General features: G+C 71.5%; 10 protein-coding genes. All 10 read right to left on the bottom strand.

All coding sequences use genetic code 11. From position 1 onward, the window contains the following. Positions 1 to 432: 432 nt before the first annotated feature. The 10 genes from QEZ54_RS29155 to QEZ54_RS29110 all read right to left on the bottom strand — a co-directional run bounded on the left by QEZ54_RS29155 (position 433) and on the right by QEZ54_RS29110 (position 17,162). Positions 433 to 1,119, bottom strand: coding sequence for a GntR family transcriptional regulator (locus tag QEZ54_RS29155; RefSeq protein WP_281307944.1), 687 nt, complete (start codon positions 1,117 to 1,119; stop codon positions 433 to 435). Between the two features lie 30 nt (positions 1,120 to 1,149). Further along, a complete protein-coding gene (locus QEZ54_RS29150; protein ID WP_281307943.1) occupies positions 1,150 to 2,460 on the bottom strand; it encodes an enolase C-terminal domain-like protein in 1,311 nt (436 codons plus the stop codon). Then, positions 2,457 to 3,971, bottom strand: coding sequence for a sugar ABC transporter ATP-binding protein (locus QEZ54_RS29145; RefSeq protein ID WP_281307942.1), 1,515 nt, complete (start codon positions 3,969 to 3,971; stop codon positions 2,457 to 2,459). The genes QEZ54_RS29150 and QEZ54_RS29145 overlap by 4 nt, the downstream gene beginning before the upstream one ends. Further along, positions 3,968 to 4,972, bottom strand: a complete 1,005-nt coding sequence (locus QEZ54_RS29140) for an ABC transporter permease (RefSeq protein ID WP_281307941.1) — start codon at positions 4,970 to 4,972, stop codon at positions 3,968 to 3,970. The genes QEZ54_RS29145 and QEZ54_RS29140 overlap by 4 nt, the downstream gene beginning before the upstream one ends. Next, a complete protein-coding gene (locus QEZ54_RS29135; protein ID WP_281307940.1) occupies positions 4,969 to 6,012 on the bottom strand; it encodes an ABC transporter permease in 1,044 nt (347 codons plus the stop codon). The genes QEZ54_RS29140 and QEZ54_RS29135 overlap by 4 nt, the downstream gene beginning before the upstream one ends. Positions 6,013 to 6,084: 72 nt before the next feature. Then, positions 6,085 to 7,134: a substrate-binding domain-containing protein gene (locus tag QEZ54_RS29130; protein WP_281307939.1), complete on the bottom strand. Its 1,050-nt coding sequence runs from the start codon at positions 7,132 to 7,134 to the stop codon at positions 6,085 to 6,087. Between the two features lie 236 nt (positions 7,135 to 7,370). Continuing rightward, the gene (locus QEZ54_RS29125; RefSeq protein ID WP_281307938.1) at positions 7,371 to 8,810 is read right to left on the bottom strand and encodes a glycoside hydrolase family 99 protein; all 1,440 of its coding nucleotides are present in this window, start codon (positions 8,808 to 8,810) and stop codon (positions 7,371 to 7,373) included. A 14-nt stretch (positions 8,811 to 8,824) separates the two neighbouring features. Beyond that, positions 8,825 to 11,641, bottom strand: coding sequence for a PQQ-dependent sugar dehydrogenase (locus QEZ54_RS29120; RefSeq protein WP_281307937.1), 2,817 nt, complete (start codon positions 11,639 to 11,641; stop codon positions 8,825 to 8,827). Positions 11,642 to 11,714: 73 nt separating this feature from the next. Further along, positions 11,715 to 13,826 carry a ThuA domain-containing protein gene (locus QEZ54_RS29115; RefSeq protein ID WP_281307936.1) on the bottom strand — a complete coding sequence of 704 codons (2,112 nt, stop codon included), beginning with the start codon at positions 13,824 to 13,826 and terminating at the stop codon, positions 11,715 to 11,717. 75 nt (positions 13,827 to 13,901) lie between these two features. After that, positions 13,902 to 17,162: a discoidin domain-containing protein gene (locus tag QEZ54_RS29110; RefSeq protein WP_281307935.1), complete on the bottom strand. Its 3,261-nt coding sequence runs from the start codon at positions 17,160 to 17,162 to the stop codon at positions 13,902 to 13,904. Between the last annotated feature and the right edge of the window lie 139 nt (positions 17,163 to 17,301).

Genomic DNA, 17,301 nt, shown 5'->3' with positions numbered 1-17,301 from the left:
TTCCGCGCCGCCCATCCCCACCATCGGACCGCAGCCTGTGATCTCCTCAGCGAGATCACTGGTTGCGGTCATTTCGCGCCGCCCATCCACGCCGTCGGACCGCAACTCGTGATCTCCTCAGCGAGATCACGAGTTGCGGTCATTTCGCGCCGTCCAGCCCCGCGTTCGGACCGCAGACGCCGATCTCCCACCCGGACAACTCACACACCAGCTCCGATGGCTGCATTCCGGCCCACCACACCCCGCCATACATTGACGCTGGCCTATCACGGCGGATTTTTCGAGATCATCTTCCACGTAATAGGCCAACGTCTATTCAAGACGGGCGGCGGGGCGGCGGGGCGGGGCGGCGGGCGGCGCGCGGGCGGGGCGGCGAGTGGGGGCGGCAGGGGTGAGTGTTCGGTATCTCCGGTTCCAGGTCGGGCCGGCGGGTCAGTGGGTGCGGTCGAAGCCGGCCAGGTGGCGTTCGCGGGCCAGGGTGAGGTGGTCGCGCATCGCCGTCTCCGCCCCGTCCGCGTCCCCGGCCGCGATGGCCCCGGCGATCCGGCGGTGCTCCCCCGCCGTGGTGCCCGCCTGGGCGTACGGGAAGAACAGCCGGTGCAGGTGCAGGTGGGCGTGCAGCCGGACGATCCCGTCCCGCAGCAGCGTGTTCCCCGCCGCGTGCGCGATCAGGTCGTGGAACGCCGCGTCCAGTTTGGTGAACGCGGCGTGCGCCCGCCACGCGTCGGAGTCCGGTGCGGCCGGGGCGGCCTCGGGTGCCGCGTCGGCGACGATCCGGTCCCGGGCGGCGGCGTCGGCCCGCTGCGCGGCCCAGCGGGCGGCGGCCGACTCCAGCAGGATGCGCATGTCGAACATGTCCATGAACTCCTGCCTGGTCAGCAGCGGCGACACCGTGTACCCGGCGAGCGCGCGCTTGCGGACCAGGCCGTCGGACTCGAGCCGGGCCAGCGCTTCCCGGACCGGGGTCGCCGACACCTCCAGCTGCCGGGCGAGCGCGTCGATGTTGATGCGGTCGCCCGGCGCGAGGGTGTGCTCCATGATCAGTGCGGTCATGGTCTCGTAGACGTCGTCGCCCAGGGTCGATCGGCGCAGGCGCGGGATCGGAGCGGGTTGGGCCATGGGAAACATCCTAGGTTCGTCCATTTGCGATCATGCGGGCACGCGTCCCCGCCAGGCGACGCCGTCGGGGTACGCGAACCGTGCGAGCGTCTCCGGGCGCAGCTGCGCCGAGAAGCCGGGCGTGCGCGGGACCCGGTAGGCGCCCCGGTGCACCACGACCGGGTCGACGAAGTGCTCGTGCAGGTGGTCGACGTACTCGATGGCGCGGTCGGCGAGGTCGGCGGAGACGGCCACGTAGTCGAACACGGCCAGGTGCTGGACCAGCTCGCACAGGCCCACTCCCCCGGCGTGCGGGCAGACGGGGCGGCCGTACGCGGCGGCCAGCAGCAGGATCGCCACGTTCTCGTTGACGCCGCCGACCCGGCACGCGTCCAGCTGCACCACGTCGACCGCGTCGGCGCGCAGCAGCTGCTTGAACATGACCCGGTTGGCGACGTGCTCGCCGGTGGCGACCCGGATCGGGGTGCCGCCGGGTCCGGCCGCACCGAGGGCGCGGCGGATGTCGGCGTGGCCGAGGATGTCGTCGGGGCTGGTCGGCTCCTCGATCCACCACGGGTCGTACGGCGCGAGCGCGGTCATCCACGCGACCGCCTCGGCGACGTCCCACCGCTGGTTGGCGTCGACGGCGATGCGCACGTCCGGCCCGACCGCCTTGCGTACCAGCGCGAACCGGCGCAGGTCGTCGTCGAGGTCGGCGCCGACCTTGAGTTTGAGCTGGCCGTACCCGTCGGCGACGGCCTCCTTGGCCAGCCGGGTGAGCTTGGCGTCGTCGTAGCCGAGCCAGCCGGCCGAGGTGTGGTACGCCGGGTAGCCGCTCGCGAGGATGGAGCGGGTCCGCTCGGCGCGGCCGGGTTCGGCGGCGGCGAGGATGTCGGCGGCTCGGGCGCGGGGCAGCGCGTCGGACAGGTAGCGCCAGTCGACCAGGTCCAGCAGCTGGTCGGAGGGCATCTCGGACAGCAGCCGCCAGACCGGCTTGCGGGCGAAGCGGGCGGCCAGGTCCCAGGCGGCGTTGATGAGCGCCGCGGCGGCCAGGTGGACGACGCCCTTCTCGGGGCCCAGCCAGCGGGTCTGCGAGTCGTGGGTGAGCCGCCGGGCGAACTCGCCCAGGTCGTCCACGCCCTGCCCGATCACCAGCGGGGCCAGCGACTCGATCGCGGCGCGGCAGATCTCGTTGCCGCGCCCGATGGTGAAGGTGAACCCGTGGCCCTCCAGCTCGGTGTCGGTGGACAGCACGACGTACGCCACCGAGTAGTCCGGGTCCGGGTTCATCGCGTCGGAACCGTCCAGGTCCCGCGAGGTCGGAAAGCGGATGTCGTACGTCTCGACGGCCCGGACCCTCATCGGACCTCCTGCGGCAGCGGCGCGTGCACCAGGCGGATGACGCGCTGCGCCATCTCGTCGTAGGCGCGGGTGTTGGGCAGCGTGCCCCGGATGCGGCGGTCGGCCATGACCGCGATCCGGTCGGCCAGCGTCACGATCTCGGGCAGGTCGGAGGAGATCAGCAGGATCGCCCGGCCCTGCGCGGCCAGGCCCGCCAGCAGCTCGTGGAAGGCGGCCTTGGTGCGTACGTCGATGCCGACGGTGGGCTCGTCGACGATGAGGATGTCGCAGTCGGCCGCCAGCCACTTGGCCAGGCTGACCTTCTGCTGGTTGCCGCCGGACAGCTGCCCGGCGAGCTGGCGCGGCGAGGCGAGCCGGATGCCGAGCAGGTCGGTGTAGCGGGCGACGAGGTCGCGCTCGGCCCGGTCGGGCAGCAGCCCGGCGCGGGACAGGCGGCGCCATACGGTGACGCCGACGTTGCGGGCGATCGGCTGCTCCAGGAACAGGCCCTCGCCCTTGCGGTCCTCGGGGACGTAGCCGATGCGGTGCTCGCCCAGGGCCTGGCCGACGCTGGTGATCCGGGCCGGGGTGCCGTGCACGGCCACCTCGCCGGCGGTGATCGTGTCCAGGCCGAGCAGGGCCCGTGCCAGCTCGGTGCGGCCCGCGCCGACCAGGCCGTACAGGCCGACGATCTCGCCCTTGGCGACGGTCAGGTCGAGGTCGCGGTGGCCGTGGCCGGTGCTGACGCCGGTCAGCGCCAGCGCGGGCACGGCGCCGCGGTCGACGGTGCGGGCGCCGAGCTCCACGGCGGCGTGGGCCCGGCCGACCATCAGGTCGACGATCTGGTCGCGGGTGTAGTCGGCCAGCGGCTGCGCCTCGGCCACGCTGTGCCCGTCGCGCAGCACGGTGACCGTGTCGGCGACCGCGAACACCTCCTCCAGCTTGTGGCTGACCAGGACGACCGCGTGGCCGGTGGCGGTCAGCCGGGCCACGATGCGGTACAGCCGGTCGGCCTCGTCGCCGGTGAGCGAGGCGGTCGGCTCGTCCAGCAGCAGCACCCGAGTGTCCACCGACAGCGCCTTGGCGATCTCGACCAGCTGCGCCTGCGCCACCGACAGGTCGCCGACCCGGGTGTCCGGGTCGAGGTCCAGGTCGAGCAGGTCCAGGCAGCGCCGGGCCTCGGCGCGCATGCGGGCGCGGTCGACCAGGCCGAACCGGCGCGGCAGGTGCTGCAGCGCGATGTTCTCGGCGACCGTGAACTCGGGCACCAGGTTGCGCTCCTGGTGCACCACGCCGATCCCGGCGCGCAGCGCCTCCAGCGGGCTGCCGAACCGCATCGGGGCGCCGTCGAGGAGGATGCGGCCGGCGTCGGGCCGGTACACCCCGGTCAGGATCTTGACCAGGGTGCTCTTGCCGGCGCCGTTCTCGCCCAGCAGCGCGTGCACGCTGCCGGGGCGCACGGACAGGGTGGCGCCGGACAGGGCCCGTACGCCGGGGAAGGACTTGGTCAGGCCCTCGGCCAGCAGCGTCACGACGACCTCCGGGAGAGTCTCTGGCGTACGGCGCCGACCAGCACCGCGCCGAGCACCACCGCCCCGACGATCAGGTCCACCCAGCGCCGGTTGATGCCGAACTGGGCCTGGGTGACGTCCACCAGCCGCACGATGAACGCCGCGACGCTGGTGCCCAGCACGCTGACCACGCCGCCGGCCAGCGCGACGCCGCCGATGATCGGAGCCGCGAAGCTGGGCAGCAGCAGGTCGTCGCCGATGGTGGCGTTGACCGAGCCCGACTGGGCCAGCGTCAGCACCGCGGCGACCCCGGCGAGCAGGCCGGACACGGTGTGCGCGACCAGGATCGAGCGGTCGTTGGAGACGCCGGACAGCCGGGCCGCGAACGGGCTGCCGCCGCTGGCCAGCAGGTGCCGCCCGGCGACGGTACGCGCGAAGAACAGCCACACCGCGACGGCGACCAGCACCGCCACGATGAACACGACCGGGATGCCGAGCACCGAGGCCTGCCCGAGCCGCTGCAGGCCGGGCGAGTAGTCCTGGTAGGTACGGGGTCCGTTCACCCCGTAGCGCAGCCCGTCGACGATGGTCATCGTGGCCAGCGTGACGATGAAGGCGTTGATCCTGGTCCGCACCACCAGGATGCCGTTGACCAGGCCGACCAGCGCGCCCAGCAGGAGCGCGCCCGGCACCGCCAGCACCGCGGGCCACCCCGCCGCCAGCATGAGCCAGGCCGACACCATCGCGCAGAAGCCGGTGAGCACGCCCACCGACAGGTTCATCTGCCCGATCGCCAGCACCGTCATCTGCGCCAGCCCGATCACCATCGGCACGGCCAGGAACCGGAAGAACGCGGCGAGGGTACCGGCGGTGAGCATGTTGCCGTCGGTGGCGACCGTCAGCGCCACGAACCCGATCAGCGCGATCGTGACCAGCGTGAACTCGGAGCCGCGCACGGTACGCCGCCAGCCCCGCCGCGGCGCGGCGACCGGCTGCGCGGTCAAGGTCTCGGCGGCGGTCATGCCGGAACTCCCCGCTTCTCGGCCACCACGTGGCGTACCCGGTCCAGCGACAGCGCGAGCAGCAGGATCAGCCCGATGTAGAGCTTGAGCTCGTCGACCTGGAACTGCAGCAGGTTCAGTCCCTTGTAGATCACCTGCACGATGGCGGTGCCCAGCACCGTGCCGAGCACGCTCACCGCACCGCCGACCAGCAGCGTCCCCCCGAGCACCGGGGCGAGGAACGACGGCAGCAGGAAGCCGTCGCCGATGCTGGCCGAGAAGGCGCCGTTGCTGGCGGCGAGCAGGAATCCGGCCAGGCCCGCGAGCACGCCCGACAGCGCGTGCGCCTGGATGATCCGGGCCCGCACCGGGATACCGGACAGCTTGGCCGCCTTCTCGTTGGCGCCGACCATCAGCACCTCGCGGCCGACCCGCGACCACCGGAACACCAGCCCCACCAGCAGCACCGCGACGAGTGCGAACGGCACCTGCAGCGGGATCGGCGGGCCGCACACGTCGCCGACGCAGTAGTCGGCGAAGGTGTCGGCGCGCATCTGCGCCATCCCGTCGGGCTGGCCCGCGAACGCGACCCCGGGCGTGAACTCGGCGTACAGCAGCGAGACCAGGCCGATCAGCGCGAAGTCGAGGGCGAGGGTCACCACGAAGGAGTTGACGCCGGTGGCGGTGATGATGAGCCCGGCCAGCGCGCCGAGCAGCCCCGCCGCGGCCATCCCGGCCAGCAGCGCGACCGGCAGCGACACGTCGAACCGGTCGTGCACGAGTCCGGCGGCGAACGCGCTGAACGCGGCCATCCGGCCGACGGCCATGTTCATGTGGCCCAGCGACAGCACGGCCAGCTGGGCCAGGCCGACGACGACGTACACGCTGATGTCGGCCTGCAGGGGCACCAGGGTCAGGTAGGTGTTGAGGAAGCCCGGCCGCAGCGTGGCGAACAGCGCGACGAGGGCGGTCAGGAGCACGACCAGGCCGATGCGGGGGTTGGCCCACAGCGGCAGGGATCGGGGCGGTGCGGATGTTGCGGGTGGCGCGGCGTCGGTCACGGCGGTCTCCGGAGGGGTCGGGACGGCGCGGCGCCGTCGTTGGTCGTGCGAACGGCGCCGCGCCCGGTGGGGCTAGTTGCAGGTGAGGTACTTGGTGTCGAAGTCCTGCTTGAGGGAGTCCGTTTTGGTTTGGCGGTCGGTGTCGTAGGTGGCGACGTTGGCGGTGGTGACCACGAAGGAGCCGGAGTCGATGATGACGCCGGGGGTGGTCATCGTGCAGCCGCCGGCCAGCTTCTCCAGCGCGTACGAGCCGACGTAGCCCTGGCCGAGCGGGTTCTGCAGCACGGTCGCCGCGACCGAGCCGTCCTTGATGCCGTCGATGATGGTCGGGTCGTCGTCGATCGCGATGACCTTGATCGGCAGTTTGGCCTGCTTCACGCCGCCCGCGGCCGCGACCGCCGGGTTGTAGGCGGTGGTGACGATGCCGTTGACCTGGGTGCCCTTGGCCGCGAGCAGGTCGGCTACGGCCTTCTGCGCGGTCTGCAGGTCCTTGTCGATGTCGGTGATGGTGTCGAGCAGCTTGACCTTGCCGCCGGTCTCGTCGACGGCCTTCTGCACGCCCGCGATGCGGCGCTGGGTGTTGGAGTCGACCTTGTTGCCGGTCAGGTGGACCAGGTTGCCCTGGCCGCCCATCGCCTCGATCGCGGCCTTGGCCGCCTTGTACGCCGCCTCCTGCACGTCCGTCGACAGGCAGAAGTCGGCTTCGTTCCTGTCGCCGGCGGGGCAGGACGCCAGCGACGCGACGTGGAAGCCCTTGCCCTTGAGGTTGGTGAAGGTGGCGTTGATGTTCTCCGGGGCGACGCCGAAGATGCCGAACGCGTTGTAGCCCTGCGCGGCGAGCGAGGTCAGCACGTCGTTCTGCTTGGTCTGGTCCCAGCCGGCGGTCTCGTTGTAGGTGACGTCGCCGAGGCCGAAGTCGGCCTTGGCCTTGTCACCGGCGGTCTTCCACGGCTGGAAGTAGGGGTGCGCGCCGCCGGGCACGAGCGCGACCTTGACCTGGGCGGGAGTGAGCGCCGACGAGCCCTTGTCCGGGTCGTCCGACTTCTTGGTGCACGCGGCGGCGGCGAGGGTGAGCAGCATCGCGACGCCGATGGTGGAGCCCAGTCGAACCAACGGTCTCATGACCGGTTCCTCCCTGGTGAATGATCGGGTTTGTAGTGATCGGGTTCCGGAGAACGGGCAGCTGCTCTTGGAAATCCACGATCCTATAGGATATTTCCTAGATGTTTACTCGGTCACAGCGGCGCCGTCAACCCTTCCCGGCCGCGCAATTGGCGATGATCACTTGCGTAGGCTCCGAACAGCACGGACGCCCGGACTGGCCGATGTGGCCGGTCCGGGCGTCCGCGGTGCGGGGGTCAGCTCGTGACCAGGTCGAACTTCTCCCAGGTGCCGATGGCGGTGCGGTTGGCGATCAGCGGGCTGGCGCCCGCGTTCTCGGCGGTGACGTAGCGGCCGTTGGCCTGCGCGCGCAGGCTGAAACTGCCGTCACCGTTGTTGACCAGGGCGAACGTCTCCCAGGGGCCGACCGCGGTGCGGTTGGCGATGAGCGGGGACGCCCCGGCGTTCTCGGCGGTCACGATCAGGCCGTTGGCCTTCGAGCGCAGCGCGATGTTGCCGCCGCCCAGGGTGAGCTGGTCGTACTGCTCCCACAGGCCGATGCCGGTGCCCTTGGCCAGCAGCGGGTTCCCGTTGTCGGCCGTGACGAACTTCCCGTTGGCCCTGGCCCGCAGCGCGAGGAAGGACTGCTGCGGGGGCGGGCTGAACCTGTTCACCCAGTAGCGGGTGCGGTCCAGGTACGCCGTCTGCGACGCGGCGCCCGTGGTGCCGTAGGCGCCGACGTAGCTCAGGTAGCCCTGGCCGCCGGGTGGGGTGGCGCTGGCGGGCTCGATGACCGAGCCCTCGTGCCACTCGTTGAACGACGTGATCGAGACCCAGGTGGGCGGGCCGCCGTTGGCCGCGGCCAGGGCGTTGCCCCACTCGCGGTCGTAGGTCGCCCCGTTGTCCCGGTCCAGGGTCGGGGTGGTGTTGCCGGGCACCGCCCGGTCGTCGATGTAGCCCGGACCGACCGAGGGTGCCCAGACCAGGCCGTTGGCCTTGCAGAACGCCGCGGCGTTCGCCCAGCCCGGCGCGGATGCCCCGGCGATCGCGTCGTACGTGTACATCCCGCCGAACCCGGCCACCTTCGAGGTGTCCGTGGTCTGCGCCAGGATGATGTTGGCGCTGCGCAGCGGGGCGATGGCGGACCAGTCCGCGATGCGCAGGCTCTCGAACACGTAGAACGCGGGCCGGTTGCCGTGCCCGGCGTCGCGGTAGTACGCCGGGTGGCCGCCGTAGCGGGAGTTGAGGTAGCCGACGTCGGAGACGGTCGAGGCGGCGGTGCGCCCCGAGTACGGCTCCAGGTGCCAGGCGACCTTGATCCCCTGCCGGGCGGCGGCGTCGAGCACCATCGGGACCAGGCGGTCCTCGTAGGATCCCTGGCCCCACCAGCTGTACACGATGACGCCGACCCCGGCCTGGGCGATCCAGGCCATGTGCTGGTCGACGGCGGCCACGGCGCCCGAGTCGTACGCGCCGAGCACCGGGTACAGGTTGGCCCCGACGTCGCCGGGCGGGGTGTGCCCGCCCTGCTGCCAGTGCCGGTACGACCCGTTCACGGCCGGGCTGCCGTACCAGGAGTAGTAGAAGATGTGCACGTTCGGCGAGACGGGCAGCGCGGCGTGCGCCGGGGCGGGCAGGCCCACGGCGAAGCCGAGCAGCAGCGCGCACGCCGCCAGTAATCGGAACAGCTGCTTCATCGGTGCCGCCCTCCTCACGAGGTGACCAGGTCGAACTTCTCCCACGGGCCGATGGCGGCCCGGTTGGCGATGAGCGGGTTGGCCCCGGCGTTCTCCGCCGTGACGTACTGGTTGTTGGCCTGCGCGCGCAGGCTGACGCTGCCGTCGCTGTTCGTGATCAGCGCGAACGTCTCCCACGGGCCGATCGCGGTGCGGTTGGCGATCAGCGCCGCGGCGCCGGCGTTGTCGGCGCAGACGTACATCCCGTTGACCTTGGCGCGCAGCGCGATGTTGCCGCCGCCCAGGTTGACCAGGTCGTACTGCTGGGCCAGCGCCACCGTGGTCGCGCTGGCGATCAGCGCGGTGCTGCCCGCGGTGACGTACCTGCTGTTGATGCGTGCCTTCCAGGTGGTCACCGGACCCGTGCCGCCGGTGTTGAAGGTGAACGCGTCGACGTCGAACAGGTTGCCCGTGCCGCCCTTGAACACCAGGTACAGCGAGGTGGAGCCGGCCGGCGCGCCGGACAGGTTCGCCGACACGTTGGTGAACGTCTCCCAGCTGCCGGTCACCGGCACGGTCACCGTGCCGAGCAGCGTGCCGGTGGCCGAGCCCGCGCGGACCTCGATGGTGCCGCCCGCGCCCGCCGAGGCGGCCCGGACGGTGATCGAGGTGGCGTTGGACAGGTTGTACGGCGCGAACGCGATCCAGTCGCCGTTCTCGATGAACCCGGCGGTGCGCCCGCCCTCGGCCGCCGCGTGGTCGGCCAGCTGGATGCCCGACTGCGAGCTGAAGTGCTCACCCTGGCGGTGCTTGGGCTGCAGGGTGCGGATGCTGTGCGAGACCAGCCCGCCGTTGTCGGTGTAGCTGGCGTCGAAGACCCCGAAGATGTTCGCGGCCGCGTCGTGCTCGCCGTCCACCGGGACGGTGATCGAGCCGGTGCAGCCGGTCTTCGAGGTGATCTGGTGCGCGTGGCTGTCGTGGCCGAGCGAGTAGGTGACGGTCACCCGGGCGCAGTTGATCGTGCCGTCCTCCGGGTCGCTGGCGCTGACCTGGAACGGGATGGTGTCACCGAAGTTGAACAGCTGCCCGTCGCCGGGAAGCTGGAGGTTGACCGTGGGCGCGGTGTTGCCGACCGTGATGACCAGGCTCGCCGTGCCGGACAGGCCGCCGGGGTCGGTGACCTTCAGGGTCGGGGTGTACGTGCCGTTGGCGCTGTACGTCTTGGTCGGGTTGGCCGCCGTCGAGGTCGTACCGTCGCCGAAGGTCCACAGGTAGCTCAGCGCGCCGCCCTCGGGGTCGGAGCTGCCCGCCGAGGAGAAGGTGACGGCCAGCGGCGCCGGGCCGGAGGTCTTGTTCGCCGCGGCGACCGCGACCGGGTTGCGGTTGGCCCCGGCGATGTACTCGACCCGGAACAGCCCCGCGTTGTTGCTGCCGGTGCCGTAGTCGAGCACGTAGAGCGCGCCGTCGGGGCCGAAGGCCATGTCCATGACCTGGGTGCCGGTCCACGGGAACGCCGAGATCTCGCCCGGGGTGCCGTCGCCGTTGACCGCGATCGCCTTGATCCACTTGCGGCCGTACTCGCCCGCGAAGAAGCGGCCGTCCAGCGACTGCGGGAACTTGACGGTCGAGGTGGAGGAGGCGTTGTAGCGGTAGACCGGGCCGCCCATCGGCGACTCAGAGCCGCCGCCGAACTCCGGCGGGGTGCCCGCGTCGCCGGCGTACCGGATCCAGGCGGGCTTGGCGGCGGGCAGGGTGCCCAGGCCCGTGTTGCGGAACGAGTTGTTGGTCGGGCTGGCGCAGTTGAACTTCGGGCCGGTCGCGTTGGTGGCGAAGTTCCACTCGTTGTACGTCTCGGTGGTGGTGTTCGTGCCGGTGCAGTACGGCCAGCCGTAGTTGCCCGGCCCGGTGATCCGGTCGAACTCGACCTGCCCCTGCGGCCCCCGGTTGGCGTCGGTGGTGCCCGCGTCGGGGCCGTAGTCGCCGAGGTAGACGATGCCGGTGGCCTTGTCCACGCTCATCCGGAACGGGTTGCGGAAGCCCATCGCGTAGATCTCGGCGCGGGTGTTCGCCGTGCCCGGCGCGAACAGGTTCCCGGACGGGATCGTGTACGTACCGTCGGCCTGCGGCTTGATCCGCAGCACCTTGCCGCGCAGGTCGTTGGTGTTGCCCGAGGAGCGCTGCGCGTCGAACTGCGGGTTGCGGTTGGTCCGCTCGTCGATCGGGGCGTACCCGGCCGAGTCGAACGGGTTGGTGTCGTCGCCGGTGGTCAGGTACAGGTTCCCGGCCGCGTCGAAGTCGATGTCGCCGCCGACGTGGCAGCACTGGCCCCGGTCGTTGTCGACGGTCAGCACCACCTTCTCACTGGCCAGGTCGAGCGTGTCGTCCGCCTTCAGGGTGAACCGGGACAGGTTCAGGTGGCCCTTCCAGGCGTTGAAGTCGGCCGCGGTGCCGGTGGTCGGCGCGTCCCCGGCCGGGGTGCTCAGCGTGGGCGAGTAGTACAGCCAGACGTAGCGGTTGGTCGCGAAGCCCGGGTCGACCGCGACGCCCTGCAGGCCCTCCTCGTCGTGGGTGTAGACGGACAGCTTTCCCGCCTGCTTGGTGTTGCCGTTGACGTCGGTGACCCGGACCGTGCCGTCGCGGGCGGTGTGGATGACCGAGCGGTTGGGCAGCACCGCCAGCGACATGGGTTCGCCGAGCTCGGCCGAGCCGGTGGCCAGCGACACCTGCTGGTAGTCGGCTGCCGGGATGGGCGCGGCCAGCGCGGTGGTCGGCGAGCCGGCCGACACGACCGTGGTGGCCGCGAGGGTGGCGACGGCGGTGAACCACAGCCGCCGCCGAGGGATGTGCCTCATGCGGGTTCCTTCCGGTGGGGGTGCCCCGGCGCGATCGGGCGCGCGCCGGGGCCGGGGGTGTGCGGGAGGGGAGCTAGCTGCCGTAGACCTCGAGCGCCCAGAGCGAGTAGCCGTACTGGGTGAGCCCGCGCTGGGTGCCGTAGACGCGCACGTAGCGGCCGGTCCCGGTGAGGGTGACGTCGTCCACGCCGCCGTCGCCGGCCGTGGTGCTGTAGACCGTGGTCCAGGCGGCGTTGTCGGGCGAGGTCTGGATCTGGTACGCCTTGCCGTAGGCGGCTTCCCAGGTGAGCTTCACCCGCTGGACGCTCCTGCTCGCGCCCAGATCGACCGAGATCCACTGCGGGTCGGCGTAGGCGCTGCCCCAGCGGGTGGTGGTGCTGCCGTCGACGGCGTTGGCGCCGTTGTGGGCGCTGCCGGGTTCCACGCTGGAGACCGCGACCGGCCGGTTGCGGGACAGCAGCTGCGGGCCGGTGGCCGGGGTGCCGTAGACGTTGAGGTCGAACAGCGAGTAGCCCCACTGGGTGGCGCGCTGGGTGCCGTAGACGCGCACGTAGCGGCCGGTGCCGGTCAGCGTGACGTCGTCGACGCCGCCGTCACTGGTCGTGGTGCTGTAGACGGTGGTCCAGGCGGCGTTGTCGGGCGAGATCTGGATCTGGTACGCCTTGCCGTAGGCCGTCTCCCAGTTCAGCCGCACCCGGTTCAGCGCGTAGCTCGCGCCGAGGTCGACGGAGATCCACTGCGGGTCGGCGTACAGGCTGCCCCAGCGGGTGGCCGAGTTGCCGTCGACCGCGTTCGCGCCGACCAGCACGTTGCCGCTCTCCACGCTGGAGGTGGTGGTCGGCCGCCCCTGGGCCAGGTCGGTGGGCTGCGGGGTGCTGCCCGCCTTGATCCGGATGTTGCGGTAGTTGATGTCCGCCCCGGCGCCGTCGTTCTGCACGCCGATGTAGCCGGTGGCGATGCTGCGGGTGCTGGTGTAGTCGTTGATCTTCACGCCGTTGAGCCAGATCTCGACCCGCTGGCCGTGCAGGCCGATCTCGTACGTGTTCCACTGCCCCGGCGGGTTCAGCGCCGCCGCGCGGGCCGTGGTGTCGGGCGCCTTGAAGCTGTATACGCTGCCCGTGGTGCGGGTGGGGTCGGCGTCGGTGGCGTCGATCTGGATCTCGTGGCCCGCGTTGACCGGATTCCACGGGTCGCCCTGCGGATCGGGGAAGCCGATGAAGACGCCGCCGTTGTCGTCGCCCGGCATCATCCAGTCGAGCTTCAGCGAGTAGTCGCTGAACGTGCGGACCGGGTACCACAGCAGGCCCATGCCGCCGAACGAGGTCAGCGTGCCGTCGGCCAGGGTGAACCCGCCCGGACCGGCCATCCGCCACTGGTTGAAGGTGCTCTGCGTACCGTCGAACAGGGCTGTGTAGCCCATCTCCGGGCGGCAGTCGGCAGGCTTGGACCCGCCCGCGATCTGGATGCCGCCCAGCAGCATGGTCCGGAACAGCGGGTCGGCGTAGGTCTCCTCGGTGTGGCCGAGGCCGGTGTACCAGGAGCGCCCGCCGCCGTAGTGCTGGCACCAGGTGATCGGGTGGTCGCCCATGGTGCCGCCCGAGTACGACGACTCGACCAGGCTGGCCAGCACCTTCGCGTTGGCGCGCGGGTTGGTGCGGTAGTTGTACCACTCGTCGGTGCGGGTCCACGTGCTCGGCAGGTGCGAGGTCGAGATGTTCGACCGGTCCTCGACCGCGATCGTGGCCTGCTGGGTCGCCGGGTGCGACGAGAACCAGGCGCCGACCAGGCCGCCGTACCAGGGCCAGTCGTACTCGGTGTCGGCGGCGGCGTGCACGCCGACGTAGCCGCCGCCGGCGGCGATGTAGTTCTGGAACGCGGTCTGCTGCGTCGCGTCCAGCACGTCGCCGGTGGTCGACAGCCACACCACCGCCTGGTACTGGGCCAGGTTGGCGGCGTTGAACTGGGTCGCGTCCTCGGTGGCGGTGACGGTGAAGCCGTTGGCCGAGCCGAGGGCCTGGATGGCGGCGATGCCGTTGGGAATGGACGAGTGCCGGAAACCGGCGGTCTTCGAGAACACCAGCACCTTCGTCAGCGGCGCGGCCGACGCCGTGGTGGCCGGAGCCACCGCGGCCAGGCCCGCCACCAGCGCGGCGCCGGTGAGCAGGGACAGGATTCGCCTCTTCATCACTTCTCCTCTGAGGGTGGGGAGGCGGCTCGGGCGGCCGCCTCCCCGGTGTTGCGGGGGTATCGGGGTGCGGGATCAGGAGCCGTAGACGTCGAACTCCCACAGCGAGTAGCCCCACTGGGTGCCGCGCTGCGTGCCGTAGACGCGCACGTAGCGGCCGGAGCCGGACAGCGCGATGTCGTCGCTGCCGCCGTCACCGGTGGTGGTGCCGAAGACCGTGGTCCAGGTGGCGTTGTCCGGCGAGGTCTGGATCTGGTACGCCTTGCCGAAGGCGGTCTCCCAGCTCAGCACCACCCGGCTCAGCGACTTCACCGAACCGAGGTCCACCGAGATCCACTGCGGGTCGCTGTACGCGCTGCTCCACCGCGTGGTCGCGTTGCCGTCCACCGCGCCGGCCCCGACCGTGCCGTCCGCGACGCTGGAGACGGCCGTCGGCCTGCCCCGCGACAGCAGCGTCGCCGTGGTCGTCGGGGTGCCGTAGACGTTGAGGTCCCAGAGCGAGTAGCCGTACTGGGCCAGCCCGCGCTGGGTGCCGTAGACGCGCACGTAGCGGCCGGTGCCGGACACGGTCAGGTCGTCGACTCCGCCGTCGCCGGTGGTGGTCGAGTAGACCGTGGTCCAGGTGCTGTTGTCGGGCGACGTCTGCACCTGGTACGCCTTGCCGTACGCCGCCTCCCAGTTGATCCGCACCCGGTTCACCGCGTGGCTCGCGCCCAGGTCCACGGTGATCCACTGCGGGTCGGCCGCGTACACGCTGCTCCAGCGCGTCGCCGAGTTGCCGTCGACGGCGTTGGCGGCCACGTTGGTGCCCGCCTCGGTGCTGGACACGGTCACCGGGCGGCCCTGGGCGCGGTCCGGGTCGGTGTCCGGGGTGCCGACGCCCGCGCCGGTGAACGTGTAGCTGTCCACGTCGAACAGCGCGCCGGTGCCCGTGCCCGAGAAGACCAGGTACAGGTCGTGCGTGCCGTCGTCGGGGCGGGTGACCGTGCCGCTGACCTCGGTGTAGTTGTCCCAGCCGCCGGTGCCGGGCACCGTCAGGCGGGCGACCTCGGGGCCGGTCGGCGAGTCGTACCGGAAGGACAGCGTGCCCCCGGCGCCCGCCGAGCTCACCCGGGCCTTGACCCCGGTGATGCCCTTCAGGGACACCCCGTGGTGCCGGACGTTCTCGCCGTTCTGGATGTCGCCGAGCCGCTTGCCGCCCTCGGCGGCGGCCTGGTCGACCACCTTCGGCCCGTTGAGGGTCACGAAGTGCTCGGCCTGCCACTGCTTGGGCCACAGCGTCAGCTGCTTCTCGCCGGTCAGCGCCACGGTGCCGCTCGCGCCCCGGTCGGTGTAGCCGCCGCGCAGCACGAAGAACAGCACCGAGTCGGGTCCGGCGTGCACCGGGCCGGTGTTGACGGTGAAGCCGCAGCCGGTGCCCTGGCCCTCCTCGTGCGCGTGCTCCTGGTGCCCGAGCGCGGCCCGGACCACCACGTTCGCGCAGGCGATGGCGCCGTCCTGCGGGTCGGTGGCGGCGGCGGTCGAGGTCAGGTTGTCGCCCCAGCCGAACAGGCCGCCGTCCGGCACGCCGCCCACGGTCACCGTCGGCCGGTCGTTGCCGACCACGATCGGGACCAGGGTGGTCCCCGACCGGCCGGTGCCGTCGTTGACGGTCAGCCGGGCCCGCTTGTCGCCGACCGTGCTGTACGTGTAGCTCGGGTTGGCCGACGTCGAGTCCGTCGTCCCGTTGTTGTCGAAGTCCCAGGCGTAGGTGAGCGGGTCGCCGTCGGGATCGGAGCTGCCGGTGCCGTTGAACTGCACGGCCAGCGGCGCGAGGCCGTTGTCTCGGTTGACCGTGGCGACGGCCAGCGGCGACCGGCCGCCCGCCACGTAATTGATCTTGTACAGGCCCGCCGCCGCGTCACCGGAGAAGTAGCCGTTGCCGTACTCCAGCAGGTAGAGCGAGCCGTCGGGGCCGAACTCCATGTCGATCGGGTGCACCAGCGGCATGCCGGCCACCACCGGCTCGATCACGGTCGGGTTGCCGGTGGCCGGGTTGCCGTTGTCGAACTGGACCTCCTTGATCCAGTTCCGGCAGTACTCGGTGATGATCAGCTTGTTGTCGTAGTAGGCCGGCCACTTGTACGGCGAGTTCAGGCCCGCGTTGTAGTGGTAGACCTCGGCGTGGTTGGGCGAGCCGCAGCCGCCCGGGTTGTCCAGCGCGGGCCATTCGCGGCTGCCGCCGTGCTGCTCCCACACCAGCGCCGAGCGGGTCGGCGGGAGCTGCTGGAGGCCGGTGTTGCGCGGGGAGTTGTTGACCGGGCCGGTGCTGCCGCCGCACGGGAACCAGCCGCGCGGCGCGTTGGCCGCGAAGTCCCAGTCGTTGTAGGCCGTGTTCGGGCCGCCGCAGTAGGGCCAGCCGTAGTTGCCGGGGCTGGTGGCGCGGTTGTACTCGTCGTAGGCGGCCGGGCCCCGGTTGGCGATGGTGGCGCCCGCGTCCGGCCCGACCTCGCCCCAGTACAGGGTGTTGCCCGCCTGCTTGTCGACCCAGATCCGGTACGGGTTCCGGTTGCCCATCGTGTAGATCTCGGGCCGGGTCTGCGCCGTGCCGACCGGGAACAGGTTGCCTGCCGGGATGGTGTAGGTCCCGTTGCTCTCCGGGTGGATCCGGTTGATCTTCCCGCGCAGGTCGTTGGTGTTGCCCGCGGTGCGCTGGGCGTCGTACTGCGCGTCGCGGCTGGTGCGCTCGTCGATCGGGGCCATGCCCGCCGAGTCGCCGCCCGAGTTGGTGTTGTCCCCGACGGCGAAGTACAGGTTGCCGTTGGAGTCCCAGGTCATCGACCCCGCCGAGTGGCAGCACAGCCGCCGCTCGGTCGGCCACTCGATCAGCTTGGTCTCGCTGGCCGCGTCCAGCACCAGCGTGGACGGGTTGAAGGTGAACCGCGAGATCCGGTTGACCAGCGGCGTCACCGCCGGGGAGTAGAACAGGTACACCCAGCGGTTGCCGGCGAACTGCGGGTGCAGCGTGATGCCGATCAGGCCGTCCTCGAAGCGGGCGTCCAGCGCCAGCGTCAGGGCCACGGTCGTGGTCGCGGTGGCCGGGTTGTAGAGCCGCACCTGGCCGCCGCCGGAGCTGGTGCCCCGGTTGATGTACAGGACCTTGCCGTCGGGCAGCACCGACAGCTCGATCGGCTCGCCCATCGACAGGCCGCCGTCGAGCTTCACCTTCTCGAAGCTGCTGGTGACGGGGGGCGCGGCAGCCGCCGGTTCAGGGTCGGCGGTGACGGCTGCGGCGAGCGCGGCGACCAGCAGCGCGGCCGCTGCCGCGGCCAGGCCTCGGCTTGGACTTCGGACCATGGGAACACTCCGGTGGGGTGGGGGTGGGATGGTCGTGCGTGCCGAGGGCGCACGGACCACCCGCACCCCTGAGCCGGTAGGCCCATGGGGTCCGGAGCGACGGCGACCAGGCGGATGGCATCTCGCGATCCCTCGGTAC

It is taken from the genome of Catellatospora sp. KI3 (genome assembly GCF_029948125.1).
GTDB lineage: Bacteria > Actinomycetota > Actinomycetes > Mycobacteriales > Micromonosporaceae > Catellatospora.
Note: the sequence above shows the minus strand (reverse complement) of the source record. Positions and strands in the feature narration are given on the sequence as shown.

Excerpts from the sequence above, each read along its gene's own strand:
- QEZ54_RS29155 (WP_281307944.1), bottom strand. The coding sequence starts at position 1,119 with ATGGCCCAACCCGCTCCGATCCCGCGCCTGCGCCGATCGACCCTGGGC.
- QEZ54_RS29150 (WP_281307943.1), bottom strand. The coding sequence starts at position 2,460 with ATGAGGGTCCGGGCCGTCGAGACGTACGACATCCGCTTTCCGACCTCG.
- QEZ54_RS29140 (WP_281307941.1), bottom strand. The coding sequence starts at position 4,972 with ATGACCGCCGCCGAGACCTTGACCGCGCAGCCGGTCGCCGCGCCGCGG.
- QEZ54_RS29130 (WP_281307939.1), bottom strand. The coding sequence starts at position 7,134 with ATGAGACCGTTGGTTCGACTGGGCTCCACCATCGGCGTCGCGATGCTG.
- QEZ54_RS29125 (WP_281307938.1), bottom strand. The coding sequence starts at position 8,810 with ATGAAGCAGCTGTTCCGATTACTGGCGGCGTGCGCGCTGCTGCTCGGC.
- QEZ54_RS29120 (WP_281307937.1), bottom strand. The coding sequence starts at position 11,641 with ATGAGGCACATCCCTCGGCGGCGGCTGTGGTTCACCGCCGTCGCCACC.
- QEZ54_RS29115 (WP_281307936.1), bottom strand. The coding sequence starts at position 13,826 with ATGAAGAGGCGAATCCTGTCCCTGCTCACCGGCGCCGCGCTGGTGGCG.
- QEZ54_RS29110 (WP_281307935.1), bottom strand. The coding sequence starts at position 17,162 with ATGGTCCGAAGTCCAAGCCGAGGCCTGGCCGCGGCAGCGGCCGCGCTG.